At 72.7% G+C, this 26,762-nt stretch carries 23 protein-coding genes and 1 pseudogene; 15 read left to right on the forward strand and 9 right to left on the reverse strand.

The features are described from left to right. Positions 1–92: 92 nt before the first annotated feature. Positions 93–1,064 carry a LysR family transcriptional regulator gene (locus tag B072_RS0101125; RefSeq protein ID WP_018528089.1) on the reverse strand — a complete coding sequence of 324 codons (972 nt, stop codon included), beginning with the start codon at positions 1,062–1,064 and terminating at the stop codon, positions 93–95. 167 nt (positions 1,065–1,231) lie between these two features. Between B072_RS0101125 and B072_RS0101130 the strand changes: the two genes are divergently transcribed. Beyond that, a complete protein-coding gene (locus tag B072_RS0101130) occupies positions 1,232–2,176 on the forward strand; it encodes an EamA family transporter (protein ID WP_018528090.1) in 945 nt (314 codons plus the stop codon). 18 nt (positions 2,177–2,194) lie between these two features. Here the strand turns inward: B072_RS0101130 and B072_RS0101135 are convergent, their stop codons facing one another. Next, positions 2,195–2,983 carry a hypothetical protein gene (locus B072_RS0101135; protein ID WP_018528091.1) on the reverse strand — a complete coding sequence of 263 codons (789 nt, stop codon included), beginning with the start codon at positions 2,981–2,983 and terminating at the stop codon, positions 2,195–2,197. A gap of 230 nt (positions 2,984–3,213) precedes the next feature. Between B072_RS0101135 and B072_RS42150 the strand changes: the two genes are divergently transcribed. The 12 genes and pseudogenes from B072_RS42150 to B072_RS0101195 all read left to right on the forward strand — a co-directional run bounded on the left by B072_RS42150 (position 3,214) and on the right by B072_RS0101195 (position 16,188). Beyond that, positions 3,214–3,960: an alpha/beta hydrolase gene (locus tag B072_RS42150; RefSeq protein WP_051127056.1), complete on the forward strand. Its 747-nt coding sequence runs from the start codon at positions 3,214–3,216 to the stop codon at positions 3,958–3,960. Between the two features lie 22 nt (positions 3,961–3,982). Continuing rightward, positions 3,983–4,471, forward strand: a pseudogene (locus tag B072_RS42155) (RNA-guided endonuclease InsQ/TnpB family protein); the annotation flags it as partial. Positions 4,472–4,542: 71 nt separating this feature from the next. Beyond that, the gene (locus B072_RS0101150; RefSeq protein WP_018528094.1) at positions 4,543–5,202 is read left to right on the forward strand and encodes a class I SAM-dependent methyltransferase; all 660 of its coding nucleotides are present in this window, start codon (positions 4,543–4,545) and stop codon (positions 5,200–5,202) included. 18 nt (positions 5,203–5,220) lie between these two features. After that, the gene (locus tag B072_RS0101155; protein WP_018528095.1) at positions 5,221–5,889 is read left to right on the forward strand and encodes a VOC family protein; all 669 of its coding nucleotides are present in this window, start codon (positions 5,221–5,223) and stop codon (positions 5,887–5,889) included. A gap of 203 nt (positions 5,890–6,092) precedes the next feature. Further along, on the forward strand, positions 6,093–6,890 hold the full coding sequence (locus tag B072_RS0101160; protein WP_018528096.1) for a TIGR03084 family metal-binding protein: 798 nt from the start codon (positions 6,093–6,095) through the stop codon (positions 6,888–6,890). After that, the gene (locus B072_RS0101165) at positions 6,887–8,605 is read left to right on the forward strand and encodes an acyclic terpene utilization AtuA family protein (RefSeq protein ID WP_018528097.1); all 1,719 of its coding nucleotides are present in this window, start codon (positions 6,887–6,889) and stop codon (positions 8,603–8,605) included. The genes B072_RS0101160 and B072_RS0101165 overlap by 4 nt, the downstream gene beginning before the upstream one ends. After that, positions 8,602–10,200, forward strand: coding sequence for an acyl-CoA carboxylase subunit beta (locus B072_RS0101170; protein WP_018528098.1), 1,599 nt, complete (start codon positions 8,602–8,604; stop codon positions 10,198–10,200). Before B072_RS0101165 ends, B072_RS0101170 begins: the two co-directional genes overlap by 4 nt. Positions 10,201–10,208: 8 nt before the next feature. Continuing rightward, positions 10,209–12,071, forward strand: coding sequence for an acetyl/propionyl/methylcrotonyl-CoA carboxylase subunit alpha (locus tag B072_RS0101175; RefSeq protein ID WP_018528099.1), 1,863 nt, complete (start codon positions 10,209–10,211; stop codon positions 12,069–12,071). Further along, on the forward strand, positions 12,068–13,234 hold the full coding sequence (locus B072_RS0101180) for an acyl-CoA dehydrogenase family protein (protein WP_018528100.1): 1,167 nt from the start codon (positions 12,068–12,070) through the stop codon (positions 13,232–13,234). Before B072_RS0101175 ends, B072_RS0101180 begins: the two co-directional genes overlap by 4 nt. 34 nt (positions 13,235–13,268) lie before the next feature. After that, positions 13,269–14,834, forward strand: a complete 1,566-nt coding sequence (locus B072_RS0101185) for a 4-coumarate--CoA ligase family protein (RefSeq protein ID WP_026245340.1) — start codon at positions 13,269–13,271, stop codon at positions 14,832–14,834. 14 nt (positions 14,835–14,848) lie between these two features. Then, positions 14,849–15,619 (forward strand): enoyl-CoA hydratase family protein, encoded by a 771-nt coding sequence (locus tag B072_RS0101190; RefSeq protein WP_018528102.1) that lies wholly within the window; start codon positions 14,849–14,851, stop codon positions 15,617–15,619. Then, the gene (locus tag B072_RS0101195; RefSeq protein ID WP_026245341.1) at positions 15,607–16,188 is read left to right on the forward strand and encodes a TetR/AcrR family transcriptional regulator; all 582 of its coding nucleotides are present in this window, start codon (positions 15,607–15,609) and stop codon (positions 16,186–16,188) included. Before B072_RS0101190 ends, B072_RS0101195 begins: the two co-directional genes overlap by 13 nt. Positions 16,189–16,273: 85 nt before the next feature. Here the strand turns inward: B072_RS0101195 and B072_RS0101200 are convergent, their stop codons facing one another. Beyond that, positions 16,274–17,374: a citrate synthase 2 gene (locus tag B072_RS0101200; RefSeq protein WP_018528104.1), complete on the reverse strand. Its 1,101-nt coding sequence runs from the start codon at positions 17,372–17,374 to the stop codon at positions 16,274–16,276. 305 nt (positions 17,375–17,679) lie between these two features. On the opposite strand from B072_RS0101200, the gene pdxH reads away from it, so the two are divergent. Next, the gene (pdxH, locus tag B072_RS0101205; protein ID WP_051127075.1) at positions 17,680–18,318 is read left to right on the forward strand and encodes a pyridoxamine 5'-phosphate oxidase; all 639 of its coding nucleotides are present in this window, start codon (positions 17,680–17,682) and stop codon (positions 18,316–18,318) included. A gap of 275 nt (positions 18,319–18,593) precedes the next feature. Here the strand turns inward: pdxH and B072_RS0101210 are convergent, their stop codons facing one another. Then, positions 18,594–19,457 carry an alpha/beta fold hydrolase gene (locus tag B072_RS0101210; protein WP_018528106.1) on the reverse strand — a complete coding sequence of 288 codons (864 nt, stop codon included), beginning with the start codon at positions 19,455–19,457 and terminating at the stop codon, positions 18,594–18,596. Between the two features lie 508 nt (positions 19,458–19,965). Continuing rightward, positions 19,966–20,658, reverse strand: coding sequence for a metal-dependent transcriptional regulator (locus B072_RS0101215; RefSeq protein WP_018528107.1), 693 nt, complete (start codon positions 20,656–20,658; stop codon positions 19,966–19,968). 250 nt (positions 20,659–20,908) lie between these two features. On the opposite strand from B072_RS0101215, the gene B072_RS0101220 reads away from it, so the two are divergent. Further along, positions 20,909–21,676 carry an SIS domain-containing protein gene (locus tag B072_RS0101220; RefSeq protein WP_018528108.1) on the forward strand — a complete coding sequence of 256 codons (768 nt, stop codon included), beginning with the start codon at positions 20,909–20,911 and terminating at the stop codon, positions 21,674–21,676. Positions 21,677–21,831: 155 nt separating this feature from the next. Here B072_RS0101220 and B072_RS0101225 read toward each other — a convergent pair whose 3' ends face one another. The 4 genes from B072_RS0101225 to B072_RS0101240 all read right to left on the reverse strand — a co-directional run bounded on the left by B072_RS0101225 (position 21,832) and on the right by B072_RS0101240 (position 26,750). Beyond that, complete coding sequence (locus B072_RS0101225; protein ID WP_026245342.1) at positions 21,832–23,235, reverse strand: PAS domain-containing protein; 1,404 nt, start codon at positions 23,233–23,235, stop codon at positions 21,832–21,834. 542 nt (positions 23,236–23,777) lie between these two features. Next, on the reverse strand, positions 23,778–24,320 hold the full coding sequence (locus B072_RS0101230) for a GNAT family N-acetyltransferase (protein WP_018528111.1): 543 nt from the start codon (positions 24,318–24,320) through the stop codon (positions 23,778–23,780). A 10-nt stretch (positions 24,321–24,330) separates the two neighbouring features. Continuing rightward, positions 24,331–25,926, reverse strand: coding sequence for a hypothetical protein (locus B072_RS0101235; RefSeq protein ID WP_018528112.1), 1,596 nt, complete (start codon positions 25,924–25,926; stop codon positions 24,331–24,333). Next, positions 25,923–26,750 (reverse strand): ABC transporter ATP-binding protein, encoded by an 828-nt coding sequence (locus B072_RS0101240; RefSeq protein WP_078506264.1) that lies wholly within the window; start codon positions 26,748–26,750, stop codon positions 25,923–25,925. Before B072_RS0101240 ends, B072_RS0101235 begins: the two co-directional genes overlap by 4 nt. Positions 26,751–26,762 lie beyond the last annotated feature (12 nt).

Genomic DNA, 26,762 nt, shown 5'->3' on the forward strand with positions numbered 1-26,762 from the left:
CCNCCGGCCGTCAGGTCGNNACGAGACNNNCGTGGGGCAGGCGCGGATCTGTCAGGGGCGCGGGGAACTGCGCGAGAAGCCCCCNCCGGCCGTCAGGTCGGGACGAGACGTTCGTGGGGCAGGCGCGGATCTGTCAGGGGCGCGGGGAACTGCGCGAGAGGCCCCACCGGCCCGCAGCCGACGAACCAGGTCAACCCCCCCGTCACCTCCAGCGCGAGGGCGATCAGGTCCGGGACCGACGGATGCCCCGGCCCCCGCCGGTGGGCCAGCACCACCGGCAGATCGGGCGTGTCCACCAGCGGGACGTAGACGACCCCCGGATGAGGATGCAGGGCGACCGTCGCCGTGGACGTGACGCCCACCGCCCGATCCGCCGCGATCGCGGCGAGCCAGTCGTCCGTGTTGGCGACCGTGAGCGTCCGGGTGGGCCGGGCGGCGACCGGCCACAGGTCGAGCGTGGTCGTGCCGGACACCGTGTTGAGGGCGATGACCTGGTCGCACAGGTCGGCCAGGACGAGCTCGGGGCGCCCGGCGAGCGGGCCGTCGGACGGGAGCGCCGCCACCCGCGCCTCCCGGTGCAGCAGCCTGGTCACCAGGTCCGGCGCGTCGACCGGGCCGCGCAGCAGGGCGACGTCCACGGCGCCGCGGGTGAGCCCGGCCGTGCGGTCGTCGATGCGCAGGAGCTCCAGCGGTACGTCCGGGTGCTCCTGCCGCCAGCGACGCAGCAGCGGAGTCGTGTACGCGCCCGCCGCCGACCAGGCGTGGCCGAGGCGCAGCGGGCGGCGCGGGGTGCGGGTGGTGGCGACCGCGTCCTCGAACGCGGCGACGGCGACCGCGGCCTTCTCGCGGAACGCGCGCCCCTCGGGGGTGAGCTCCAGGTGATGGGTGGATCGGTCGACGAGCCGTACGTCGAGCGCGGCCTCCAGCGCGGCGAGGGTGCGCGAGACGGCGGGCTGGGTGATGCCGAGGCGGGCGGCGGCGCGGGTGACGTTGCTCTCGTCGGCGACGGCGAGGAAGCACCGCAGGTGGCGCAGCTCCAGCGAGTGGCTCGGATCCGGGGTCATGCCCGCGGAGCATAACGGGAGCGCAGAAGGCATTTCACGCGGCAGGCCCGGCGGTTCTAGCGTGGAGGTTCACGCGCGGCGGGGAGTGCAGTACCGTAAACGCGTAAGTCGAAAATATTGCACTGCATGCCGCTTGGCGGTCGCACGACGGAAGAGGAACGAGGCCCGTGAACGGCTCGCGCACCGAACAGCCCCAGGCGCTCACGCCGGAGGCCGCGCTCGTCCACCCCGAGGCGACGGCGGCGGACCCGACGTCCCGCTGGGGCGCACTGGGCCCCGTCGGGCTGGTCCTGGCCGGCTGTGTCTCGGTGCAGTTCGGCGGCGCGGTCGCGGTGAGCCTGATGCCGCGCGCGGGCGCGGTGGGCGTGGTGACGCTGCGCCTGGTGGTCGCGGCGATCGTCCTGCTGGTGGTCTGCCGCCCGCGGCTGCGCGGCCACTCGCGGGCCGACTGGGGCACGGTGCTCGCGTTCGGCGTCGCCATGGGCGGCATGAACCTGCTCTTCTACCAGGCCGCGGCCCGCATCCCGCTGGGCCTCGCGGTCACCTTCGAGGTCCTGGGCCCGCTGGCCCTCTCGGTCATCGCGTCGCGCCGCGCGGTCAACTTCCTGTGGGCGGGGCTCGCGCTCGGCGGCGTCTTCCTCCTCGGCGGCGCGGGCGACGGCCTGGGCGGCCTCGACCTCGTCGGCGTCGCCTTCGCGCTCGCGGCGGGCGTCATGTGGGCGACGTACATCGTCTTCAGCGCCCGCACCGGCCGCCGCTTCCCGCAGGCCGACGGCCTCGCGCTCGCGATGGCCGTGGCGGCCGTGCTCTGCCTGCCCCTCGGCATCGCGACGGCGGGCGACAAGCTCCTCGACCCGGTGACGATCGCCCTCGGCGGCGCCGTGGCGATCATGTCCTCCGTGCTGCCCTACACCCTCGAACTCATCGCGCTGCGCCGCCTGCCCGCGTCCACGTTCGCGGTGATGATGAGCCTGGAGCCGGCCATCGCGGCCCTCGCCGGCTTCCTCGTCCTGTCCCAGGCCCTGTCGTGGGTGGAGGCGGCGGCGATCGCGCTGGTCATCGCGGCGAGCATGGGCGCGGTGCGCACGCAGGTGGGACGGAAGAAGAGCTGAGGCCCCCGGCCCGGGCCGTCAGTTCCCCCGCGCCGCCCGGTACGCGAGGCCCCGCGTGAACGCGCTGCGCACACTGGGGACGAGCCGACCGGCCCAGGGCGGGGAACTCTCGCCGCGCGCCAGGGTCCAGCAGGAGAGGGCGTAGCCGAACTCGGACGGCTTCAAGTAGCCCATGTGGTGCGGGGGTTCGTCACGGCGGCCGGTGAGCTCCCAGTCGCCGAGACCGCCCAGCGGCGTCACCGTGAAACCGGCGGTCCGTACGTAGCCGTCGGCGGCGTTGGCGGTGAGCACGCCCATGCCGAGGAACACGGTCAGCAGATCGGTGAGGCGTTCCTCCTCGGCGTGGGTGAGCCGCAGCCCGGCCAGGTTCGGCCGCCCGGCCAGTCTGGCGTGCGCCAGCTCGTGCGCGATCAGCGCCGCGAACGCGTCCGGCCGCGCGGCCACGCTCCGGTCCAGCTCGATGACGGGCCCGTCGTCCTCCTCGCGGTACTCGCCCACCCGGTGCCTGCGCCCCGGCGTGGTGCCCGGCACGGGTTCCACGAGCCGCACCCGTATCGGGCCCACGTCGGCGCCCATGACCGCGCCGACCCGCCGCACCAGTTCCTCGGCCCACTCCTGCGTCCCGTCGAACCCCTGCGGGACGAACCCGGGCAGCGCGGGTGCCGTCGTCGCAGGCCCGAACTCCTGCCCGCACCAGGCCAGCCGCCGCTCGATCCAGACCCGGTCCCGCTCGTGGACGGGGCTGGTCCCGCGCTCCTGCTGCCGCAGCCACGGTTTGGGCCCCGGCCCACCGTCGTCACTTCCCACGCCCGGCCTCCCTCTTCACCTCAGGTGATCCGCCTTGCCCGGAGTCGCGCGCGGCGAGTGTCCTGGCGTGCCACCAGCCCATTGTCGGGACGGCCGCCTGCGCTTCACCACCCTCTGCGGGACGCGGATGCGGGCGGTGCTGCCCGCGGGGACGGGTGACCGGGCCCCGGACGATTCGCTCTCGGCCAAGTCGGCTGCGAGCGGGCCCGGTCGGGCGGCAGTATCGGACCATGCGGCCTGTCTTCGTGCTCGTACACAGCCCGTCCGTGGGCCCCTCGACCTGGCACCCCGTGGCGGGACGACTCGCGGCGGCGGGACATGAGACGCGGGTCCCGTCGCTGCTTCGGGTGGGAGACGGCGATCCGCCGTTCTGGCCCCGCGTCGTGGACGCCGTCCGCCGCGACCTCCTGGACGTACCCGCTCAACAGCCCCTCGTGCTGGTGGCACACAGCAACGCGGGGCTGTTCCTCCCCGCGATCCGCACGGCCCTCGGCCGCCCGGTCATCGGGTCCGTCTTCGTCGACGCCGCGCTGCCCGCCCGGTCGGGGCAGACCCCCGTCGCGCCCCCGGAGCTGCTGGAACTTCTGCGCCCGATGGCCGTGAACGGCAGGCTTCCGCGCTGGACCGACTGGTGGGACGAGGCGGACGTCGCCCCCATGTTCTCCGACCCGGTGACGCGGCGCACCGTCGTGGAGGAGCAGCCCTGCCTTCCGCTGTCGTACTACGAGCAGTGCGTCCCGGTCCCCGAGGGCTGGGACGATCACCCGTGCTCCTACGTACTGTTCGGCCCGCCCTATGACGACCTCGCCGCCGAGGCGCGCGCTCGCGGCTGGCGCGTGACCCACCTGCCCGGCGCCCACCTGCATCAGCTCGTCGACCCGGAGGGCACCGCCCGTCTCCTCACCGAACCGGGCACCACCCGGCCACCCGCTACCGGAAATCATTCGCAGTGCTCCGGCCTTCAGGCCGGGAGGTGAAGCGAATCTGGGGGTGGCGACGCGGAGCGTCGCCCGCGCCCACGCCAAGGTCGCCGACGCACGCCGTGAGTTCCACCACCAGCTCTCCACCCGGCTGATCTCCGAGAACCAAGGGATCGCCGTGGAGAACCTGTCGGTGGGGGGACTGGCGCGCACCAGGCTGGCCAAGTCCGTGCACGACGCGGGCTGGGCACAGTTCATCGGCATGCTGGAATACAAAGCCGAGCGGTACGGCCGCACCTTCATCAGGATCGGCCGGTTCGAGCCGACCTCCCAGGTCTGCTCCACCTGCGGTACCAAGGACGGACCCAAACCGTTGAGTGTGCGGGAATGGACCTGTACCGCCTGCGGCACCGTCCACGACCGGGACACCAACGCCGCACGCAACATCAAACAGGCCGCCGGACTGGCGGCATCAGCCTGCGGAGCGCCGATAAGACCAGAACCCGTTCTGGCACAGCGCGAAGAAGCAGGAAGCCACGGATTCCCGACCGGACACCGTGCCGCCTAGCGGCACAGCACCCCGTCAGGGAAGGCCAGAATCCCCGCCCTTCAGGGCGAGGAGCATGTCAAGGTCTCCCGATGACCGAACTCCGGACCCTGCAAGCCACCCGTGACGCCTACGACGCCGTCGCCTCCACATACGCTGAGATGTTCCACGACTCCCTGCGCGAACGCCCCCTGGAACGAGCTCACTTGACCGCCTTCGCCGAGCTGGTGAAGGGGCGCGGCGATGGCGATGGCGATGGCGAAGTCGCGGATCTCGGGTGCGGGCCCGGTTACGTCACCGCGCACCTGCACGGCCTCGGCCTGAACGCCTTCGGCATCGACGCCTCGCCCGCGATGATCGACCTCGCGCGTGACGCGCACCCCGGGCTCCGGTTCGAGGTGGGCTCGATGGGCGCCCTCGACATCACGGACGGGACGCTCGGCGGGGTGCTCTCGCGGTTCTCCCTCATCCACACCCCACCACGGGACGTGCCCGCGATCCTGGCCGAGATCTCCCGGGTCCTGGCCCCCGGCGGGCACCTGCTGATCGGCTTCCCCGCCACCGAAGGACCCCAACACGAAACGCAGTCCTACGACCATGTGGTGACCACGGCCTACCGCTGGTCCCCCGATCACCTCTCCGCGCTCCTGCGCGACCACGGACTGACGGAGACGGCGCGTACGGTGACCGAGCCGCAGCCCACCGACAAGCGACAGTTCCAAGAGGTCAACCTCCTCGCCCGCAGGGCGTAGCCCCGGCAGGATCGGCACATGGACAAGCTCGGAACCCCAGAGATCCTCGCCGCCATCGCCGACCACCTCGGCGACTGGCGCAAGCTCGCCCAGCCGATCGTCGCCCGCTACCGCGTCGCCGACCTCACCGGGAGCGCCGCCTTCGTGGCCGCGATCGCCGAGGCGGCGCGGGCCGCCGGGCGCGAGCCGGAGGTCCTGCTCGGGCCCGGCTTCGTCGAGGTGGCGCTGTACGCGGTGGACGGCGCCGGCGGGCGCTGGATCACCGAAGGCGATCTGCGACTCGCGGGCAGGATCAGTGAACTGGCCGCCAAGCGCGGGCTCGTCGCCACCCCTGGCGACGTCGCGCAACTCGAAATGGGCCTGGACGCAACCGACTTCGGCCTGATCGGCTCCTTCTGGTCCGCGCTCCTCACCGGCTCACCGGACCACGTCGTCGGCGACGACGTGCTGGACCCGGCCGACCGCGTCCCCAACGTGTGGTTCCAGCGCACCGACGCCCACGAGGTCCCGCGCCAGCGCTGGCACCCCGACCTCTGGGTCGCGCCCGAGGAGGCGGGCCCGCGCATTGAGGCCGCGCTCGCTGCCGGGGGCGTCCTCGTCGACGACTCCCACGCCCCGCGGTTCACCGTGCTCGCCGACCCGGAGGGCAACCGGGTCTGCGTGTGCACGGCGGAGGGCCGGGAGTAGGGGAGGGGCGCCGACGCCGGGGGCCGGGGCCCGGGGCCGCGTCAGCGGAAGGCCGCCACATGGCGTCGCGCCCACTGCGCGAACGTGCGCCCCGGTGAAGGCCCCTCCTCGCTCCATTTCATGCAAGCACGCTTGATTGTTTCTTGGTGCGCTGCCATGCTCCAGGCACGCCGCACATCGCCGTGCCCCGAGGGGAGCGCACCGTGTCCGAGACGTACGTCGTCATCGACGACCTGCGTGACGAAAGTGCTGAACTCGACAGCTTGGTGGGGGAGTTGGGGGCCGGTGACTGGGGTCGGGCCACGCCCGCCCCGCGCTGGAGCATCGCCCACCAGATCGCCCATCTCGCCTGGACCGACCGCGCCGCCCTGCTCGCCGTCACCGATGCCGACGCGTTCGCCGGGGAAGTGGAGAAGGCGCTCGCCGCCCCCGAGACGTTCGTCGACGAAGGGGCCGAGGCGGGGGCCGCACAGGAGCCGACAGCACTGCTCGCGCAATGGCGCGACGGACGCGAGGAGTTGCAGAAGGCGCTGCGTGCCGCCGCCGACTCCAAGACCAGGTTCCCCTGGTACGGGCCGCCCATGAGCGCCGCCTCCATGGCCACCGGACGGCTCATGGAGACCTGGGCGCACGGGCAGGACATCGCCGACGCGCTCGGCGTCACCCGTACCCCCACCGCCCGTCTGCGGCACGTCGCGCGGATCGGCGTCCGGGCGCGCGGTTTCGCGTTCGCCGTCCACCAACTGCCCGCACCCGCGGACGACATCCGCGTCGAACTCGCCGCGCCCGGCGGGGAGGTGTGGACGTACGGACCGGACGACGCCGCCCAGCGCGTCACCGGAACCGCCCTCGACTTCTGCCTCCTCGTCACCCAGCGCGCCCACCGCGACGACGTCGACGTACGCGCCGAAGGGCCCGACGCCGACCGCTGGCTCGACATCGCGCAGGCCTTCGCCGGGCCGCCGGGGCCGGGTCGCGCGCCGAAGGGGACCCGCGCATGAGCGTGATACGCCCGCTGCGCATCGGCAATGCCTCCGGGTTCTACGGCGACCGGTTCGACGCGATGCGCGAGATGCTGACCGACGGCCCGCTCGACGTCCTCACCGGCGACTACCTCGCCGAGCTGACCCTGCTCATCCTCGGCCGCGACCGGCTGAAGGACCCCGGGCGCGGCTACGCCCGCACCTTTCTGCGGCAGCTGGAGGAGTGCCTCGGGCTCGCCGTCGAGCACGGCACGAAGATCGTGGCCAATGCCGGCGGGCTCAACCCCGCCGGACTCGCCGACTCCGTAAGGGAGTTGGCCGAGCGGCTCGGGATTCCCGTCGCCGTCGCCCACGTCGAGGGCGACGACCTCCTCGCCACCGGCCGCTTCCCCGGCGCGCTCACCGCCAACGCCTACCTCGGCGGCGCCGGCATCACCGCCTGCCTGGAGGCCGGCGCCGACATCGTCGTCACCGGACGCGTCACCGACGCCGCGCTCGTCAGCGGGCCCGCCGCCTGGCACTTCGGCTGGGCCTACGAGGGGCGGGCCGCGTACGACCGGCTCGCGGGGGCCGTCGTCGCCGGGCACGTCCTGGAGTGCGGGACCCAGGCGACCGGCGGGAACTACGCGCACTTCACCGCGCACCGCCCCGACACGTTCCGCAGGCCCGGCTTCCCCCTCGCCGAGATCCACGAGGACGGGTCCGCCGTCATCACCAAACACCCGGGCACCGGCGGCCTCGTCGACCCCGGCACCGTCACGGCCCAGCTGCTGTACGAGACCGGGGGCGCCCGGTACGCCGGGCCCGACGTCACCGCGCGGCTCGACACCGTACGGCTGGAGCGGCAGGGGCCCGACCGGGTCCGCATTCATGGTGTGCGGGGTGAGGCGCCGCCGCCCACGCTCAAGGTCGGACTCAACCGGCTCGGCGGGTTCCGCAACGAGGTCGTGTTCGTGCTCACCGGGCTCGACATCGACGCCAAGGCCGCCCTCGTGCGGCAGCAGATGGACGACGCCTTCGCGCGCGCCAAGTCCCGCCCCGCGCACGTGCGATGGGAGCTCGCGCGGACCGACCGGGCCGACGCCGACACCGAGGAGACGGCGAGCGCCCTGCTGCGGCTCGTCGTACGGGACCAGGACCAGAACGCCGTCGGGCGGGCGCTGAGCGGCGCCGCCGTCGAGCTCGCCCTCGGCTCCTACCCCGGGTTCCACGTCACCGCCCCGCCCGGCAAGGGCTCCCCGTACGGCGTCTTCGAAGCCGCGTACGTGGAGCGCGCGGACGTTGCGCACATCGCCGTGCTGCCCGACGGCGAGCGGCGCCCCGTCCCGCCGCCCGGGGGAGCGACCCGCCCCCTCGCCCCCGTGCCCGCGCCGGACCTGCCCGCACCGCCGGAGCCCGGCCCCACCCGCCGCGCGCCCCTCGGCCTCGTCGCCGGAGCGCGCAGCGGCGACAAGGGCGGCGACGCGAACATCGGTGTCTGGGTCGAGAGCGACGACGCGTGGCGCTGGCTCGTTCACACCCTCACGGTCGATGTGCTGCGGCAACTGTTGCCCGAGACGGCCGGGTTGGCCGTCACCCGGCACGTCCTCCCGAACCTCCGCGCCCTGAACTTCACCGTCGAGGGCATCCTCGGCGAGGGCGTCGCCGCGCAGGCCCGCTTCGACCCGCAGGCCAAGGGCCTCGGCGAATGGCTGCGCTCCCGCCACCTCGACCTACCGGAGGCTCTGCTGTGACCGTCCTGGCCAGCGCCCTGGACACCCGGTCCGACGACTACGCCGCCCACCGGACCGCGCTCCTCGACAAGCTCACCGCGCTCGACACCGAGCACGCCAAGGCGCTGAGCGGGGGCGGCGAGAAGTACGTCCAACGGCACCGCAAACGCGGCAAGTTGCTCGCCCGGGAGCGGATCGAACTGCTCGTCGACCCCGACAGCCCGTTCCTCGAACTCTCCCCCCTCGCCGCCTGGGGCAGCGACTACACCGTCGGCGCCTCGCTCGTCACCGGCATCGGCGTCGTCGAGGGCGTCGAGTGCCTGATCACCGCCAACGACCCGACCGTGCGCGGCGGCGCCAGCAACCCCTGGTCCCTGAAGAAGGCCCTGCGGGCCAACGAGATCGCGTACGCCAACCGGCTGCCCTGCATCTCGCTCGTCGAGTCGGGAGGTGCTGATCTGCCGTCCCAGAAGGAGATCTTCATCCCCGGCGGCGGGATCTTCCGGGACATCACGCGGCTGTCCGCCGCCGGGATCCCCACCGTCGCCGTCGTCTTCGGCAACTCCACGGCCGGCGGCGCGTACATCCCCGGCATGTCCGACCACGTGATCATGGTCAAGGACCGGGCGAAGGTGTTCCTCGGCGGGCCGCCGCTCGTGAAGATGGCCACCGGCGAGGAGAGCGACGACGAGTCCCTCGGCGGGGCCGAGATGCACGCCCGTACCTCGGGCCTCGCGGACTACTTCGCGCACGACGAGCAGGACGCGATCCGGCAGGCCCGCCGCGTCGTCGCCCGCCTCAACCACCGCAAGGCGTACGCCGATCCACAGCCTGTGGAACCTCCCAAGTACGACCCCGAGGAACTGCTCGGCATCGTCCCCGAGGACCTGAAGGTGCCGTTCGACCCGCGCGAGGTCATCGCCCGGATCGTCGACGGCTCCGACTTCGACGAGTTCAAGCCGCTGTACGGGGCGTCGCTGGTGACCGGATGGGCGGCCCTGCACGGCTATCCCGTCGGCATCCTCGCCAACGCGCAGGGGGTGCTGTTCAGCGAGGAGTCGCAGAAGGCCGCCCAGTTCATCCAGCTCGCCAACCAGCGCGACATCCCCCTCCTCTTCCTGCACAACACCACCGGCTACATGGTCGGCAAGGAGTACGAGCAGGGCGGCATCATCAAGCACGGCTCGATGATGATCAACGCCGTCAGCAACAGCCGCGTACCGCATCTGTCCGTGCTCATGGGCGCCTCGTACGGCGCCGGGCACTACGGGATGTGCGGGCGGGCCTACGACCCCCGCTTCCTGTTCGCCTGGCCCAGCGCCAAGTCCGCCGTCATGGGGCCGCAGCAGCTCGCGGGCGTCCTGTCGATCGTCGCCCGGCAGTCGTCCGCGGCCAAGGGGCTGCCGTACGACGAGGAGGCCGACGCGGGGCTGCGCGCCATGGTCGAGCAGCAGATCGAGGCCGAGTCCCTGCCGATGTTCCTGTCCGGACGGCTCTACGACGACGGGGTCATCGACCCGCGCGACACCCGCACCGTCCTCGGCATCTGCCTGTCCGCGATCCACACCGCACCGTACGAGGGCGCCCGCGGCGGCTTCGGCGTCTTCCGGATGTGAGGCCCACCGTGATCAATTCCGTCCTTGTCGCCAATCGCGGCGAGATCGCCTGCCGCGTCTTCCGCACCTGCCGCGAGCTGGGCATCCGCACGGTCGCCGTGCACTCGGACCCGGACGCCGGGGCCCTGCACGTGCGCGAGGCCGACCTCGCCGTACGGCTCCCGGGGGCCACGCCCGCCGACACCTACCTGCGCGCCGACCTCGTCGTGAAGGCCGCGCTCGACGCGGGCGCCGACGCCGTGCACCCCGGGTACGGGTTCCTCTCCGAGAACCCCGCCTTCGCACGCGCCGTCACCGACGCGGGCCTCACCTGGATCGGGCCGCCGCCCGAGGCGATCGAGGCGATGGCGTCCAAGACCCGCGCCAAGGAGCTCATGGGCATCGCGCCCCTGAAAGAGGTCACCGAGGCGGACCTCCCCGTGCTCGTGAAAGCCGCCGCGGGCGGCGGTGGACGCGGCATGCGCGTCGTACGCGAACTCGCTGCACTGGAAGTCGAGTTGAAGGCGGCGGGCGCCGAGGCGCTGTCGGCCTTCGGTGACGGCGAGGTGTTCGTCGAGCCGTACGTCGAGGGCGGACGCCACGTCGAGGTGCAGGTCCTCGCCGATACCCACGGCACCGTCTGGGTGCTCGGCACGCGCGACTGCTCGTTGCAGCGCCGCCACCAGAAGGTGATCGAGGAGGCCCCGGCACCCGGACTTCCGGCCGAACTCGTCCGGAAATTGCACAAGTTGGCGGAACGAGCCGTCCGGTCCGTGTCGTACGTCGGCGCCGGTACCGTCGAGTTCCTCGTCGCGGACGGCACCGCCCACTTCCTGGAGATGAACACCCGGCTCCAGGTCGAACACCCCGTCACCGAGGCCGTGTTCGGGATCGATCTCGTCGCGCTGCAACTGAGCGTCGCCGAGGGGGACCGGCTCGACCCCGAGCCCCCGGCGCCGCGCGGGCACGCCGTCGAGGCACGGCTGTACGCCGAGGACCCGGCCGCCGACTTCGCCCCGCAGACCGGCACCCTGCACCGGCTGAGGCTCCCGGACGGCGTGCGGCTCGACACCGGGTACACCGACGGCGACACCATCGGCGTCCACTACGACGCCATGCTCGCCAAGGCCGTCGCCCACGCACCCACCCGCGCCGCCGCCGTCCGCGCCCTCGCCGGCGCCCTGGAACGCGCCGCGGCGCACGGCCCCGTCACCAACCGCGACCTGCTCGTACGCTCCCTGCGGCACCCCGAGTTCACCGACGGCCGGATGGACACCGGGTTCTACGAGCGCCACCTCGCCGAGCTGACCACGCCCGCCGACGACCCGTACGCACCGCTCGCCGCCGCCCTGGCCGACGCGGGCGGCCACCGCTTCGGCGGCTTCCGCAACGTCCCCTCGCAGCCGCTGACCAGGCGCTACCGCCGCGAGCCGGACGGCACCGAGCACGAGGTCCACTACCGGCACACCCGCACCGGACTCCAGGCCGAAGCCGCCGACGACGTACGCGTCGTGCACGCCTCACCCACCCGCGTCGTCCTCGAAGTCGCCGGTGTGCGGCGCACGTTCGCCGTCGCCACGTACGGCGACGACCGGGTGTACGTGAACGGCACCGCCCTCACCGCCCTGCCCCGCTTCACCGACCCCAGCGGGCAGCGCGCCCCCGGCTCCCTGCTCGCCCCCATGCCCGGCACCGTCGTCCGCGTCGCCGACGGCCTCCAGGAAGGCGGCGCCGTCGAGGCCGGACAGCCCCTCATCTGGCTGGAGGCGATGAAGATGGAGCACCGCATCTGCGCCCCCGCCTCCGGAACGCTCACCGCTCTGCACGCCGTCGTCGGCCACCAGGTCGAGGTCGGCGCCCTGCTCGCCGTAGTCCAGGAGGAACCGTCGTGACCGCATCCGTTCTCGAGACCGAAGAGCACCAGGCCCTGCGCGCCGCCGTCGCCGCCCTCGGCAAGCGGTACGGCCGCGACTACATGACCCGCGTCACCGGCGCCGGAGCCCACCCCGACGAACTCTGGTCGGAGGCCGCCAAGCTCGGCTACCTCGGCGTGAACCTGCCCGAGGAGTACGGCGGGGGCGGTGGCGGGATCAGCGAACTCTCGATAGTCCTGGAGGAGTTGGGGGCCGCCGGGTCGCCGCTCCTCATGATGGTCGTCTCGCCCGCGATCTGCGGCACCGTGATCTCCCGGTTCGGCACCGAGGAGCAGAAGCGGGCCTGGCTGCCCGGACTCGCCGACGGCAGCCGCACCATGGCGTTCGGCATCACCGAGCCCGACGCCGGCTCCAACTCGCACCGGATCACCACCACGGCCCGCAAGGACGACGACGGCTCATGGGTGCTGAACGGCCGGAAGGTCTTCATCTCCGGCGTCGACATCGCCGACGCCACCCTCATCGTCGGCCGCACCTCCGACGCCCGTACCGGAAACCTCAAGCCGTGCCTCTTCATCGTGCCCAGGGACACGGAAGGCTTCGGACGCCGGCAGATCGAGATGGAACTCCAGGCTCCGGAGAAGCAGTTCGAGCTGACCCTTGACGACGTACGCCTTCCCGCCGACGCTCTCGTGGGTGACGAGGACGCAGGACTGCTCCAACTCTTCGCCGGGCTCAACCCGGAGCGCGTCATGACGGCCGCCTTCGCGATCGGCATGGGGCGCTACGCGGTGGCGCGCGCCGTCGAGTACGCCCGCGACCGCACCGTGTGGAAGGCCCCCATCGGCTCCCACCAGGCCATCGCCCACCCCCTCGCACAGGTCCACATCGAGCTGGAACTGGCCCGCCTGATGATGCAGAAAGCGGCCCGTCTGTACGACGCGGGCGACGACATCGGCGCCGGCGAGGCCGCCAACATGGCCAAGTACGCGGCCGCCGAGGCCTGCGTACGCGCCGTCGACCAGGCCGTGCACACCCTCGGCGGCAACGGCCTCACCCGCGAGTTCGGCCTCGCCTCGCTCATCACCGGGTCGCGGGTGGCGCGCATCGCCCCCGTCAGCCGGGAGATGATCCTGAACTACGTGTCCCACCAGAGCCTCGGACTTCCCAAGTCGTACTGAACCAACCGGCAGCGTTACGCGAGGAGTTGGCATGGTGTTCCAGAGTGAGTACGAGGACGTACGCGTCGTCGACGAGCCCATCCACGACGCCGTGCTCGGAGGCGCCGCCGCCCGCGGTGACGCCCCCGCCCTCGTCGACGGCGTGACCGGCACGACCCTCACGTTCGCGCAGGTCGACCAGTTCCACCGCAAGGTGGCGGCCGGCCTCGCGGAGGCGGGCGTGCGCAAGGGCGACGTCGTCGCGCTGCACAGCCCGAACACGGTCGCCTATCCCGTCGCCTTCTACGGCGCCACGCGCGCCGGCGCCTCCGTCACGACGGTGCACCCGCTGGCCACGCCGGAGGAGTTCGCGAGCCAGCTGAGGGACAGCGCCGCGAGCTGGATCATCACTGTCACCCCGCTCATCCAGGCGGCCCGGCACGCGGCCGAACTCGCGGGCGGCATACGGGAGATATTCGTCTGCGACCCGTCGGGGGACACCGGGCACCGCTCGCTCCTCGACATGCTCGGCACCACCGCGCCCGAACCCCGTATCGCCATCGACCCGGCCGAGGACGTCGCGGCGCTCCCGTACTCCTCGGGCACCACCGGCCGCCCCAAGGGCGTCATGCTCACCCACCGCAACATCGCCACCAACCTCGCCCAGCTCACCCCGCTCATGCCGATGGGCCCCGGCGACCGCATCCTCGCCGTGCTCCCCTTCTTCCACATCTACGGCCTCACCGCGCTGATGAACGCCCCGCTGCGGCAGGGCGCCACCGTGGTCGTCCTGCCCCGCTTCGACCTCGACACGTTCCTCGCGGCGATCGAGAAGCACCGCATCAACGGCCTGTACGTGGCCCCGCCGATCGTCCTCGCCCTCGCCAAGCACCCGGCCGTCGAGGGCTACGACCTTTCGTCGCTGCGCTACATCATCAGCGCCGCCGCCCCGCTCGACGCCGAACTGGCCCAGGCCTGCTCCCGGCGGCTCGGGTTGCCGCCCGTCGGCCAGGCGTACGGCATGACGGAACTCTCCCCGGGCACCCACGTCGTCCCTCTGGCGGCGATGGACTCCGCCCCGCCGGGCACCGTCGGCAAGCTCATCCCCTCCACCGAGATGCGCCTTGTCTCGCTCGACGACCCGGCGAAGGACGCGGCCGCGGGCGAGCCGGGCGAGGTCGTCATCCGCGGCCCGCAGGTGATGAAGGGCTACCTCGGCAGGCCGCAGGCCACCGTCGAGATGATCGACCGCGACGGCTGGCTGCACACCGGCGACGTCGGCCAGGTCGACGACGACGGCTGGCTGTTCGTCGTCGACCGGGTGAAGGAGCTCATCAAGTACAAGGGCTTCCAGGTGGCCCCCGCCGACCTGGAGGCGCTGCTCCTCACGCACGACGGCATCGCCGACGCCGCCGTCATCGGCGTCACCGACGACGACGGCAACGAGATCCCGAAGGCGTTCGTCGTGCGCTCCGACCCGACGCTCACCGAGGACGACGTCCTCTCCTACGTCGCCGAACGCGTCGCCCCGTACAAGAAGGTCCGCCGGGTGGCGTTCATCGTCGGTGTGCCGAGGGCCGCGTCGGGCAAGATCCTGCGTCGCCAACTGCGCGAAGGGTGAAGGGAATTCAGTCCATGGCAACCGGAAACCTCGTCCACGACACCCGCACCCGGGGCGTCACCACCCTCACCCTCGACGCGCCGGCCAACCGCAACGCCCTGTCGTCGGCCCTCGTCGGCGAACTCACCGAACGACTCCGCGCGGCGGACAAGGACGACGACGCGCGCGCCGTCGTCCTGACCCACACGGGCACCACGTTCTGCGCGGGCGCCGACCTCCGGGACCCGCCGGACCCGGACGCGCTCGTGGGCCTGCTGCGGACGATCGTCGCGCTGCGCAAGCCGGTGCTGGCCCGGATCGACGGCCACGTACGGGCGGGCGGCCTCGGGCTCGTGGGCGCCTGCGACATCGCGGTGGCCTCCGCGCACGCCTCCTTCGCCTTCACGGAGGTGCGCATCGGGGTGGCACCCGCGGTCATCTCCATGCCGCTGCTGCCGCGCGTGGACCCACGGGCGGCGGCCCGCTACTACCTCACGGGGGAGCGGTTCGACGCGGCGGAGGCCGCGCGCATCGGCCTCGTCACGGTCGCGGCGGGCGGGGCGGACGCGGCGGACACGGTGGACACGGCGGACACGGTGCTCGAACCGATCCTCGACGGGCTGCGGCGGTCGTCCCCGCAGGGCCTGGCGGAGACGAAGAAGCTGCTCACGGTTAAGGTCCTTCAAGCCCTCGACCAGGACGCGGAGGCGCTGACGGAGCTGTCGGCACGGCTGTTCGCCTCCGACCAGGCCCGCGAGGGGATGACGGCCTTCCTCGAACGACGGGACCCCGCATGGGTGTTGTGACGCTGCCCAAACAGGACCGCTCGCGTGTGACGCGGCAGAGACTCCTGGAGTCCGCGGTGGCGTGCCTGGCCGAGCGCGGCTGGTCGGGATCGACCGTCTCCGTCGTCGCCGAGCACGCCGGGGTCTCCCGTGGCGCGGCCCAGCACCACTTCCCGACCCGCGAGGACCTGTTCACCGCGGCCGTCGAGTACGTCGCCGAGGAACGGTCCACGGCCCTGCGCTCCTTGCGTCCGCAGGGCCGGGCGGAGGCCGTCGCGGCCCTCGTCGACCTGTACACCGGGCCGCTGTTCCGGGCCGCGCTGCACCTGTGGGTCGCCGCGTCGCACGAGCCGCAACTGGGCGAGCGGGTCGGCGAGCTGGAGGCCCGGGTGGGCCGCGAGACGCACCGCATCGCGCTGGAACTCCTCGGCGCGGACGAGTCCGTGCCCGGGGTGCGCGAGACCGTGCAGGGGCTGCTCGACATGGCCCGGGGCCTCGGCCTCGCGAACCTCCTGACGGACGACGGGGCCCGCCGGGACCGGGTCGTCACGGAGTGGGCCGGGATCGTGGACCGGGCGCTGGCGCCGTAGGGGACGCCCCTGGGCGAGCGGAGCTCGCTCCAGGGGCGCGGGGAGCCCCACCGGCCCGCAGCCGCCAACCGGCTGAACCCCCGAGCTACTGGGCGATGTCGCCGAACCCCTCGATCTCCCGGGGCGGACGAGAACCCGGCCCCACATAGCGCGCCGAGGGACGCACGAGCCGTCCCGTCCGCTTCTGCTCAAGGATGTGCGCACTCCACCCCGCGGTCCGCGCACACGTGAACATCGACGTGAACATGTGCGCCGGCACCTCGGCGAAGTCGAGCACGATCGCCGCCCAGAACTCCACGTTGGTGGCGAGCACCCGGTCGGGCCGCCGCGCGTGCAGCTCGGCGAGCGCGGCCTTCTCCAGCGCCTCGGCGACCTCGAAGCGCGGGGCACCCAGCTCCCGGGCCGTCCTGCGGAGCACCCGCGCGCGCGGGTCCTCGGCCCGGTACACCCGGTGCCCGAAGCCCATGAGCCGCTCACCCTTGTCGAGCGCCTGCTTCACGTACGCCTCGGCGTCCCCGGTCCGCTCGATCTCCTCGATCATGCCGAGGACGCGGGACGGGGCACCACCGTGCAGCGGCCCGGACATGGCACCGACCGCACCGGACAGCGCGGCGGCGACATCGGCCCCGGTCGAGGCGATGACCCGGGCGGTGAACGTGGAGGCGTTCATGCCGTGCTCGGCGGCGGACGTCCAGTACGCGTCGACGGCCGCGACGTGCTTCGGGTCCGGCTCCCCGCGCCAGCGGATCATGAACCGCTCCACGACCGACTGCGCCTTGTCGATCTCGCTCTGCGGCACCATCGGGTGCCCCTGCCCGCGGGCGGACTGGGCGACGTACGACAGGGCCATGACGGCGGCCCGCGCCAGGTCCTCGCGGGCCTGCTTCTCGTCGATGTCGAGCAGCGGCCTCAGGCCCCACACGGGCGCCAGCATGGCGAGCGCGGACTGTACGTCGACGCGGATGTCGCCGGAGTGGACGGGGATCGGGAACGGCTCGGCGGGCGGCAGGCCGGGGTTGAACGCGCCGTCGACGAGCAGCCCCCACACGTTCCCGAACGAGACGTGGCCGACGAGATCCTCGATGTCGACGCCCCGGTAGCGGAGGGCGCCGCCCTCCTTGTCCGGTTCGGCGATCTCCGTCTCGAACGCGACGACGCCTTCGAGGCCAGGTACGAAGTCGGACATCAGGCGGCTCCTCTTGATGCGTGGACTGTGTGCTGGGTGAACGGGCTGACGGGACTGAACAGTTCTGACGAGACTGACGCGATACGGATGCGCGGTCTGTCGCGACTCGCGCTCCGTCCGGGTCGGTCATCCCCGTGATGCCCCGTACGGCATGCGGCTCAACCGTTTCGGCTCTTGGAAGATAGCCCTCGGTGCCACAGTTGGCGAGAGCCCGCGGCACTCAGTGCCACGTTTCACTCCGTGTGCGTCCGCGGCCGCCCGTCCGGCAGGATGACGCCGTGAACGACATCCCTGACCCCGCCCCGATGCGGGAGCAGTACCGCGCCCCCGACGGCGGCCTGACCGAGTCCGATCTGGCCCCGCACCCCATGGAGCAGTTCACGCGCTGGTTCAAACAGGCGGCGGCGCCCGGCTCCCCGCTGCCCGAGCCGAACGCCATGGTCGTCTCCACCGCCGACGCCGAGGGCCGCCCGAGCTCGCGCACGGTGCTCCTGAAGTCGTACGACGAGGCCGGCTTCGTCTTCTACACCAACTACGGCTCCCGCAAGGCGGGCGAACTCGCCGTCAACCCGCACATCGCCCTGCTCTTCCCCTGGCATCCGATCGGGCGGCAGGTCCTCGTCACGGGCACGGCGGCGCGTGTGTCGCGGGAGGAGACGGCGGCGTACTTCCATTCCCGCCCGCACGGCTCGCAACTCGGCGCCTGGGCCAGCGCCCAGTCGACGGTGCTCGGCTCGCGGGTCGAACTGGATTCCGGGTACGCGGAGTTGACCCGACGCTATCCGCCCGGCTCCACGGTGCCGGTGCCGGAGCACTGGGGCGGGTTCCGGGTGACGCCGGGAACGGTCGAGTTCTGGCAGGGCCGCGAGAACCGCCTCCACGACCGGTTGCGGTACGCCTCGACGGGCGACGGCGCGTGGCGGGTGGAGCGTCTGAGCCCGTGACGCTGCCGCCTTCTCGTCTGCCGGGTGCGCTTGTCGGGCGCCCTGACGGCCGGTGGGGCTTCTCGCGCAGTTCCCCGCGCCCCTGGAGCGAGCGGAGCTCGCTGTCAGGGGCGCGGGGAACTGCGCGACCAGCCACGACGCACCCGGACCCGCGAGACGGACCGCCACCCGGCAGACGCGAAGGCGAAAGGGGCGCGGGGAACTGCGCGACCAGACCCCACCGGACCCGCACCCGCAAACCAACCCCACCCGGCAGACGAGAAGGCGCGCCCCCGCTAAAGCTCCGCCAGGACCCCGTCGAGGAACGGCTCGATCGCCGCGCGCCACGCCTCGGGCTGGTCGTAGTGGACGAGATGCCCCGCATCGGCGACCTCCGCGTACTCCCCCCTGGGAAGGACCCGCACCATCTCCTGCGCCTCGGCCCGCCCCAACTCCCCGTCGAGCCCCCGCAGGACCAGCGCGGGGCACCGCACGGCCGCCAGCTCCTCCCAGTGCGCGTCGTACACCCACGTGGACCGCGCCGCCAGCATCTGCCGGCGCGAGAACACCGGCCGCCACCCGTCGTCCGACTCCGTCATCACCTCGGCGTAGAACTCCCCGCGCGCCGGATTCGGCCGCTCCACCCAGGGATCGTCCTCCCCGAACCACTTCCTGACGTCCGCGAGCGTCGCGAACGGCAGCGGCCACGCCTTGAACCAGTCCTCCCACTCCCGCTGGGAGGCGGCCCCGAGCGCGGAGGCCCGCATGTCGCAGATGACCAGACCCCGTACGAGATCGGGGCGCCGGGCGGCCAGCTGCCACGCCGTCAGCGCGCCCATCGAGTGCCCGATCAGCACCGCCGGTTCGAGCCCCAGCTGAACGAGGGCGGCCTCCGCGTCGAGGACGTACGCCTCGCGGTCGAACGGGCCCTGCGGAGGCTTGTCGCTCTGTCCGTGCCCACGCTGGTCGAGCGCGACGGCCCGATGCCGCTCGGCGAGCCAGCGTGCCGTACCGGCCCAATGGGACGCCCGGCCCATCAGGCCGTGCAGTAACAGGACTCCCGGGCCGCGGCCGATCTCGCCCGGCTTGGGCGGGTCGGCGAACTCCCAGGCGGCGAGGCGGACCCCGCCCGCTCCGGTCACGTCGATGCGCCGTGCCATAGGCCCTGGCACCCCCTTGTGGTCGCGCCTGCAGTCGCGTACCCGCGCACGCTATCGAACCCTTTTTCGATAACGTGGTGCTCTCCGGCGATACCCCTCGTACGAGTGACATCGCTCAAGGAATGACCGGCGCCGCCGAGGGGATCTTCTTCTCGGGAGGCGGACCGCTCGGGGAAAACGGTCCGAAGGGGATGACCCTGGGAGCTCGGGGCTCCGGGTCAGCACAGGGGAGGACAGGCCCCGGCGCCGCAAGGTGCCGGGGCCCTCTGTATCCCGGCCTTCGGGCATACCGCGCTCGCCGAACGGCAGGTCCATGCCTGGCCCCCTCCGGTCATATGCCTCACGCGACAGCCTGGCACGCAAAGTGCCCGACCGCTGCGATTCCGCACAGTGAATCTTGCTTTCTGTGCGCAGGCGCAGCACGCCGGGTTCATGCTCAACTGCCCCGCGGGTAACGGGAGTTGACCGGGGGCGTGCCCGCTCCCGGCCGACGGGACGGCCCGCTCGCCTACCGCTTGGCCACGAAGACGTGCGAGGCGACATCCGCCTCCAGCTCCGCCGCCTCACCGCTGCTGCCCACGAGCACCCCGCCCGGCGACTGCGTCACGCTGACCACCGAACCGGGCTGCACGCCCGCCCGGCGCAGCGTGTACATCAGCTGGGCGTCCGTCTGGATCGGCTCGCCGATGCGGCGCACGACGACGGTCTTGCCGTCGCCGCTCGCGTCCAGGTCGGCGAGCGAGACCATGCCCTCGTCCAGGAACGGGTCCGCGCCGTCCTTCTCGCCCAGCTCCTCCAGGCCCGGGATCGGGTTCCCGTACGGCGACTCGGTCGGGTGGCGCAGCAGTTCCAGCACACGCCGCTCCACCGCCTCGCTCATCACGTGCTCCCAGCGGCAGGCCTCCGCGTGCACCTGCTCCCACTCCAGGCCGATCACGTCGACCAGCAGGCACTCGGCCAGCCGGTGCTTGCGCATGACGCGGGTGGCCAGGCGCCGCCCCTCGTCGGTCAGCTCCAGGTGACGGTCGGCGGCCACGGCCACCAGGCCGTCCCGCTCCATCCGGGCCACGGTCTGGCTGACCGTCGGGCCGCTCTGGTCGAGCCGCTCGGCGATCCGGGCGCGCATGGGGACCACACCTTCCTCCTCCAGCTCGAGGATGGTGCGGAGGTACATCTCCGTGGTGTCGATCAGTCCGGACATACGTGCCCCTTGAATAGCTCTGTAGCTGTGTGCCAGCCCCGCTGGCCGGCCGCACAGCGCGTGCGCTGGCCCTGACGTCAATTCTGACGCATACCGCTGACAACCGTGCCGCGCCGGGGAAACAGGCCCCCGCGGGGCCCCGGAAGCCGTATTGACAGAGCACTGGTCCAGACCGCACGGTGATCCGCGACACAGCGCACGGAACAGAGCAGGGAAGCGCCCGACCGCCATGACCCAAGGGGCTACGCCGATGAGCGAGAGCAGCACACTGGCCGCGCAGTACCTCGACGCCTCGATCGCCCTGCTCGCGCGGGTCCGCGACGAGGAGGGGGAGAACATCACCGCGGCCGGCACCCTGCTCGCCGACACGGTCGCCGCGGGCGGCCGCCTCTTCGCCTTCGGCGCGGGACACTCCTCGCTCGCCGCGCAGGACGTCGTCTACCGCGCGGGCAGCCTCGCCCTGATGAACCTCCTCGCCGTCCCCGGCGCCGTCGGCGTCGACGTGATGCCCGCGACCCTCGGCTCCGCCCTGGAGCGCGTCGACGGCCTCGCCGCGGCGGTCCTGGACTCCAGCCCTGCCAAGGCCGGCGACGCCCTCGTGATCATCTCCCTCTCCGGGCGCAACGCGCTGCCGGTCGAGATGGCCATGAACGCCCGCGCGCTCGGCCTGAAGGTCATCGGCGTCACGTCCCTCGCCTACGCGACGGGCCCCGACGCCCCCAAGTCCCGGCACGCCTCGGGCACGTACCTCCGCGACCACTGCGACGTGATCCTGGACTCCAAGATCGCGGTGGGCGACGCGGAGCTCACCTACGACGGCGTCGAGGCCCCCTTCGCCTCCGCCTCCACGGTCACCACCAGCGCCCTGATGCAGTCCACGCTGGCCACCTGCGCCGCCACCCTCGCCGACCGCGGCATGCAGCCGCCGCTGCTGCGCTCGGGGAACGTGGACGGCGGCCACGACTGGAACGCGAAGGTCTTCGACGAGTACCGGGACCGCATCTTCTACCAGCACTGAGGCGCGGGCTGCTTTCTGCGCCTTCGCGTCTGCCGGGTGCGCTCGGTTCGCGACCGCGGGCCTCGTCGTGGCTGGTCGCGCAGTTCCCCGCGCCCCTGAAGCGAGCTTCGCTCGCCCAGGGGCGCGGGGAACTGCGCGAGAAGCCCCACCGGCCGTCAGCCGGCCAGATCCACCGCCCCCGCGATCAGCGCGGCCACGCTCTCCGCGTACATCGCGTCCCCCCGCTCGAACCGGGCCCGGCTGCTGCCCCGCAGGAACGTCACCACGCCGAGCGTCCGCCCCCGGCTCCGCAGCACCGCACACAGCGCGTACACGCTTCCCTCGGGCCACTGCCGGCTCGCGGCCCAGTCGGCCGCGTCGGCGGGGCCCGCGGCGGCGGCCCGCACCGAACCGGCCCGCTCCACGCACTGCAACGCCGGATGCCCCACCCCGTACCGCACCGGCAGCGCCCCGCGCGTCACCAGCAGGCTCGGTCCCGGCGCCCCGGACGGCGTCGCCGCGGCCCGCACGAGCCGCACCGGGTCCTCGCCCGCCAGCAGGTCGATCACGGCATGGTCGGCGAATCCGGCCAGCGCGAAGTCCAGATGCACGGACGCCGCCTCGGCCGGGTCCTCGCACTCCGCCGCGGCCTTCGCCGCCCGGTGCAGTTGGTGCGCCCGGAAACGGAGCCCCGCGGCCTCCTGCTCGGTCTGCTTGGCCTCGGTCACGTCCTGGAACAGCCACCCGACGCCGAGCGGCACGGGCTCCTCCGCGAGCGGCGAGGCGAGCCGCACGAACCCGCTGCGCCAGCACCGCCGCTCCGGCCGTACGTCACCGCCCTCACCGGGCAGCCGCACCGTCACCCACACCTCCGTCGGCGACGGCGGCGCCCCCTCGGCCAGGACATGCGCGAGCGCGCTCTCCAGCTCCTCCACGCCCTGCGAGATCAGATCGCCCAGCGGCCGCCCGAGGACGGCGCTGCGCCCTGATCCGAGAGCCCGGGCGGCGTGCGCGTTGACGACGGCGGGCCGCAGGTCGGCGTCGACGAGCACCACGCCCCACGAGGCGTCCTCGAACAGCGCCTCGCTCAGGGCGATGGACCGCTCCAGATCGATCTGGGTGTGCACCTCGCTGAAGGCGCAGTACACCCCGGCGGGTTTCCCGTCGGGCCCGCGCACGGCGGCCGACTGGGTCCGTACGAGCACCCGCCCGCCGTCCTTGGTGACGAGCGCGAACTCGTGGACCTGCCGCCCCGGCGCGTGCATGGCGGCCATCAGCCGGCTCTGCACCTCGTCCGCGTCCGCGGACCGCACGGCCCACTCCGCGAACCCGTGCCGCCCCACGGCCTCCTCCGCGGACCAGCCGAGGATCCGCTCGGCCTCCCGGTTCCAATGGGTCACGACCCCATCGGCGTCGAAGGCACAGAGCGCGGCATCCATGCCGTCCAGCAGGGCGGCCAGCAGATCGGCCCCATCGGGCCCACCCCGTCCGTCCTCGCCGGTCTCGCCGTTCTCGCCGTTCTCCTCGGGCTCATCGGGCCCGAGCTCATCAGCGATCCCACTACGCCGTGAAGCACTCACCTGGCACCCCCATCAGGCTGTGTCGGCGTCCTGCTCGGATCATTCAACTCGAACGTGACGCATCCCACACAGAGTTCTGTCAACTTCGGAGAAATCGAGCGGAGGGTGGAACCGGATAAGCGCACTCCTCCAGCATGCAACGCATGACCGACCCCCGCACAACCCCCGACGGCCGCCCGATCCCCCTACCCCACGCGGACGAACACACCACACTGGCAGCCTGGTTGGACTTCGACGGAGCGACCGGGGCCCGAAGGCAATGTCTCGGAAAATCGCTTGAGCCTCGCGGCGACGGTTCCTAGGCTGTGGTGCACAGGCTGAAAGGAGGTGGTTCGGAGCATGTATGCACACCGGACGTCTGAGGTGACTGCGGGCTAGCGGCCCGACGTCGCATCTCGAATTCGGCGCTGGACCAGCACGTGCTGTGTACGTGCGGCCGGCCCAATCCCAAGCAGTCACCCGACCCGCGAGCTGCCGGTACGTCCGGCCGGCTTCCGACCGTCTCGTACGGGAGGAACCACAGCTCGCGGGTCGTCTGCGTTTCAGCGGCCCGTACGGATGCCCATCCACTGTTCCGCGCCCCACGCCTCGTACCGTTCCGCCTCGGTGAAGCCCAGTTTCCGCGCGAGGCGCATCGAGCGGGTGTTGGCGGTCTGGGTGCAGAGGACCACGGGCTCGTCGGGGAGCGCGGTCGCGAGCCAGTCGAGGGCCGCCGCGCACGCCTCGGCCGCGTATCCGTGGCCCCACGCCCGGGGCAGGAACAGGTAGCCGATCTCCGCGTCGCCGTCCTGGCCGATCGGGCTGCGGTACTCGCCCTTGGTTCGCTTCAGTTCCACGGTGCCGATCAGCGCGCCGTCGCGTTCGGCGACGAAGAGGCCGGGGCGTTGGTGCGGTGTTTCCGGCACGGTGCGTTCGAGGTCGTCGCGGGAGTGCGGGCCGCCGAGATAGGTGTGCACCTCCGGCGTGGAGAGCAACTCGATGAGTGCCGGGCGGTCGCGGGGCTCAGGCGCGCGCAGGACGAGGCGTTCGGTCGTTATCGCTGTCGGAGGCCAGGCGACGGGGCCGAGTTCGAGTGATCCGGTCATGCCGGGAAACCTAGCCCTTGCTCACAGCCGCCAGGATCTCCGGAAGGCGGTCCGCCGTGCGTGGGGCCGCGAGATGCAGGCCGAGCAGGGCCAGACCGGCGCCGTACGCCGTGCCGAGCGGCAGCAGGGTCCAGGCCCAGGAGTCCGCGCCCGCCGCGTGCAGGGTGACGGTGAGGGCGATGACGGGGGCGCAGAGCAGGGCCGCCGCCATCATGCCGCCGAAGATGGAGATCCAGGCGAGGCCCGCCTGGCCGGGGGCGACGTTCTTGTAGCCCTCCTGCGGGATGGAGTACGGGAAGCGGGCCGACGTCCAGGCACCCGTCGCCAGCATCGCGCCGAGGAGCGCGAAGGCCAGCCCGAGCGTCTCCGGCAGATCGCTCCAGGCGCCGAGCAGCGCGGTCGTGACGACGGTGACGAGAGCCGCGTACGGGAGGGTGACGAGCAACAACGCCAGGGCGCGGGCGCGCAGTTCGACGTAGGCGTCGCGGCGCGAGGAGATGGTCATCGCGACCATCCAGAACGCGGAGGTGTCCTGCCCGAACTGGTTGTACATCTGGATGCCGAGCATTCCGGCGGCGAAGCACGCGAAGTAGACGGAGCCGGTGCCCTGGAGGGCGTTGAAGACGGGGACGATCAGGCCGATCGCGAGGGACGTGACCCAGGCGGCCTTGGTCTTCGGGTCGCGCCACACGTAGCGCAGGCTGCGTTCCATGACGGTGCCGGTGCGGCCGGAGGGCAGGAGGCGCGGGCCGCCGGTGCGGGCGCGGCGGGTGGGTTCGGCGGCCTGGACGGTCGACCCGTCGGGCGACGTCATCAGGTGATCGAGGGCCCGCCGCCAGACGATCAGCAGGGCAGCCAAAGCGGCCGCGCAGAGCGCGAGTTGGAGGACCGCCGTGCCGTACGAGCCCTTGCTCGCCGCGTCGACCGCGCCGATCGCCGACGCGGGCGGCACCCAGCGCAGCACGTCCCGCGCGGGATCGAGCGCGGACAGGCCGCCGGACGAACCGAGCCGCTGTACCCCGAAGTTGACGAGCTGCGCGCCGATCGCGATCACGAGCCCGCTGAGCACGGCCAGGTCGCGGCCCTTGCGGCTGGACAGCAGCCGGATGTTGGCGGCGGCCACGGCGCGGGCCAGCGCGACGCAGGTGAGGAGAGCGAGCGGCGCGGCGACGACGGCCGCCACCGCTCCGGCGGCCCCGGACGCGGCCGCGTACGCCGCGCCCGCCAGCAGGCAGAGCGTGAACAGCGGCCCGATCCCGACGAGCGACGCGACGAGCAGTCCGCGCACCAGCGGATCCGCGCGCAACGGCAGCATCACCAGGCGGGTCGGGTCGAGGGTCTCGTCGCCGCTCGGGAAGAACAGCGGCAGCACGGCCCAGCCGAGCGCCAGCAGCGCGGTGAGCAGGACGCCGACGGTGGCGGCGTGCCGGTTCCCGTGCAGCAGGACGAGGCCGAGCAGTTGCAGCGCGGCGATCAGCAGGACGACGACGAGCGAGGCGAGGTAGGCGGCGCGGCGCCCGCCGGACTGCCGCAGGCCGTTCTTCAGCAGGGCGAGCTTGAGGCGTACGAGGGTCCCGGTGAGGGGCGCGGCGGCGCTGCCCGTCATGCCGGGGTCCCGGGGTTGTTGCCCAGCCAGTCCAGCGTTCCGCCGTCGTCCCGCCCGCCCGCTCCGACGAGTTCCAGGAAGGCCTCCTGGAGCGAGGACGCGTCGCCGCGTACGTCCGCCAGCGGCCCCTGCGCGCGGATCCGCCCGGCCGCCATCACGGCGACCCAGTCGCACAGCGACTCGACCAGTTCCATGACGTGCGAGGAGAAGACGACCGTGGCGCCGGAGCGGGTGAAGCGTTCGAGGACGCCGCGGATCGTCTGGGCGGACACCGGGTCGACGCCCTCGAACGGCTCGTCCAGGAAGAGGACTTCGGGATTGTGGAGGAGCGCCGCGGCGAGGCCGATCTTCTTGCGCATGCCGGTGGAGTAGTCGACGACCAGCTTGTGCTGGGCGGAGGCGAGGTCGAGGACGTCGAGGAGCTGCCCGGCCCGCTTGTCGACCTCGGCGCCGGGCAGACCGCGCAACCGGCCGTTGTACGCGAGCAGTTCGCGCCCCGAGAGCCGTTCGAACAGACGCAGGCCCTCCGGCAGGACGCCGATCCTGGCCTTCACCGCGGCCGGGTCGGCCCAGACGTCGTGGCCCGCGACGCGCACGGTGCCGCGGTCGGGGCGCAGCAGGCCGGTGACCATGGAGAGGGTCGTGGTCTTGCCCGCGCCGTTCGGGCCGACCAGACCGATGAACCGGCCCGCGGGGAGCGCGAGTTCGATTCCGGCGACAGCGATCTGCTGCCCGAAGGACTTCCAGAGGTCGTGCACTTCTACAGCTGCCGCTGCCTCGGTCACCTGGGGGCCGCCCTTTCTCGTCCGTGACCGGCACCCTATGCCGGTCGGCGG

This window comes from Streptomyces sp. HmicA12 (assembly GCF_000373565.1).
Lineage (GTDB): Bacteria > Actinomycetota > Actinomycetes > Streptomycetales > Streptomycetaceae > Streptomyces.

Excerpts from the sequence above, each read along its gene's own strand:
- B072_RS0101125 (WP_018528089.1), bottom strand. The coding sequence starts at position 1,064 with ATGACCCCGGATCCGAGCCACTCGCTGGAGCTGCGCCACCTGCGGTGC.
- B072_RS42150 (WP_051127056.1), top strand. The coding sequence starts at position 3,214 with ATGCGGCCTGTCTTCGTGCTCGTACACAGCCCGTCCGTGGGCCCCTCG.
- B072_RS0101150 (WP_018528094.1), top strand. The coding sequence starts at position 4,543 with ATGACCGAACTCCGGACCCTGCAAGCCACCCGTGACGCCTACGACGCC.
- B072_RS0101155 (WP_018528095.1), top strand. The coding sequence starts at position 5,221 with ATGGACAAGCTCGGAACCCCAGAGATCCTCGCCGCCATCGCCGACCAC.
- B072_RS0101165 (WP_018528097.1), top strand. The coding sequence starts at position 6,887 with ATGAGCGTGATACGCCCGCTGCGCATCGGCAATGCCTCCGGGTTCTAC.
- B072_RS0101190 (WP_018528102.1), top strand. The coding sequence starts at position 14,849 with ATGGCAACCGGAAACCTCGTCCACGACACCCGCACCCGGGGCGTCACC.
- B072_RS0101195 (WP_026245341.1), top strand. The coding sequence starts at position 15,607 with ATGGGTGTTGTGACGCTGCCCAAACAGGACCGCTCGCGTGTGACGCGG.
- B072_RS0101200 (WP_018528104.1), bottom strand. The coding sequence starts at position 17,374 with ATGTCCGACTTCGTACCTGGCCTCGAAGGCGTCGTCGCGTTCGAGACG.
- pdxH (WP_051127075.1), top strand. The coding sequence starts at position 17,680 with ATGCGGGAGCAGTACCGCGCCCCCGACGGCGGCCTGACCGAGTCCGAT.
- B072_RS0101210 (WP_018528106.1), bottom strand. The coding sequence starts at position 19,457 with ATGGCACGGCGCATCGACGTGACCGGAGCGGGCGGGGTCCGCCTCGCC.
- B072_RS0101215 (WP_018528107.1), bottom strand. The coding sequence starts at position 20,658 with ATGTCCGGACTGATCGACACCACGGAGATGTACCTCCGCACCATCCTC.
- B072_RS0101220 (WP_018528108.1), top strand. The coding sequence starts at position 20,909 with ATGAGCGAGAGCAGCACACTGGCCGCGCAGTACCTCGACGCCTCGATC.
- B072_RS0101230 (WP_018528111.1), bottom strand. The coding sequence starts at position 24,320 with ATGACCGGATCACTCGAACTCGGCCCCGTCGCCTGGCCTCCGACAGCG.
- B072_RS0101235 (WP_018528112.1), bottom strand. The coding sequence starts at position 25,926 with ATGACGGGCAGCGCCGCCGCGCCCCTCACCGGGACCCTCGTACGCCTC.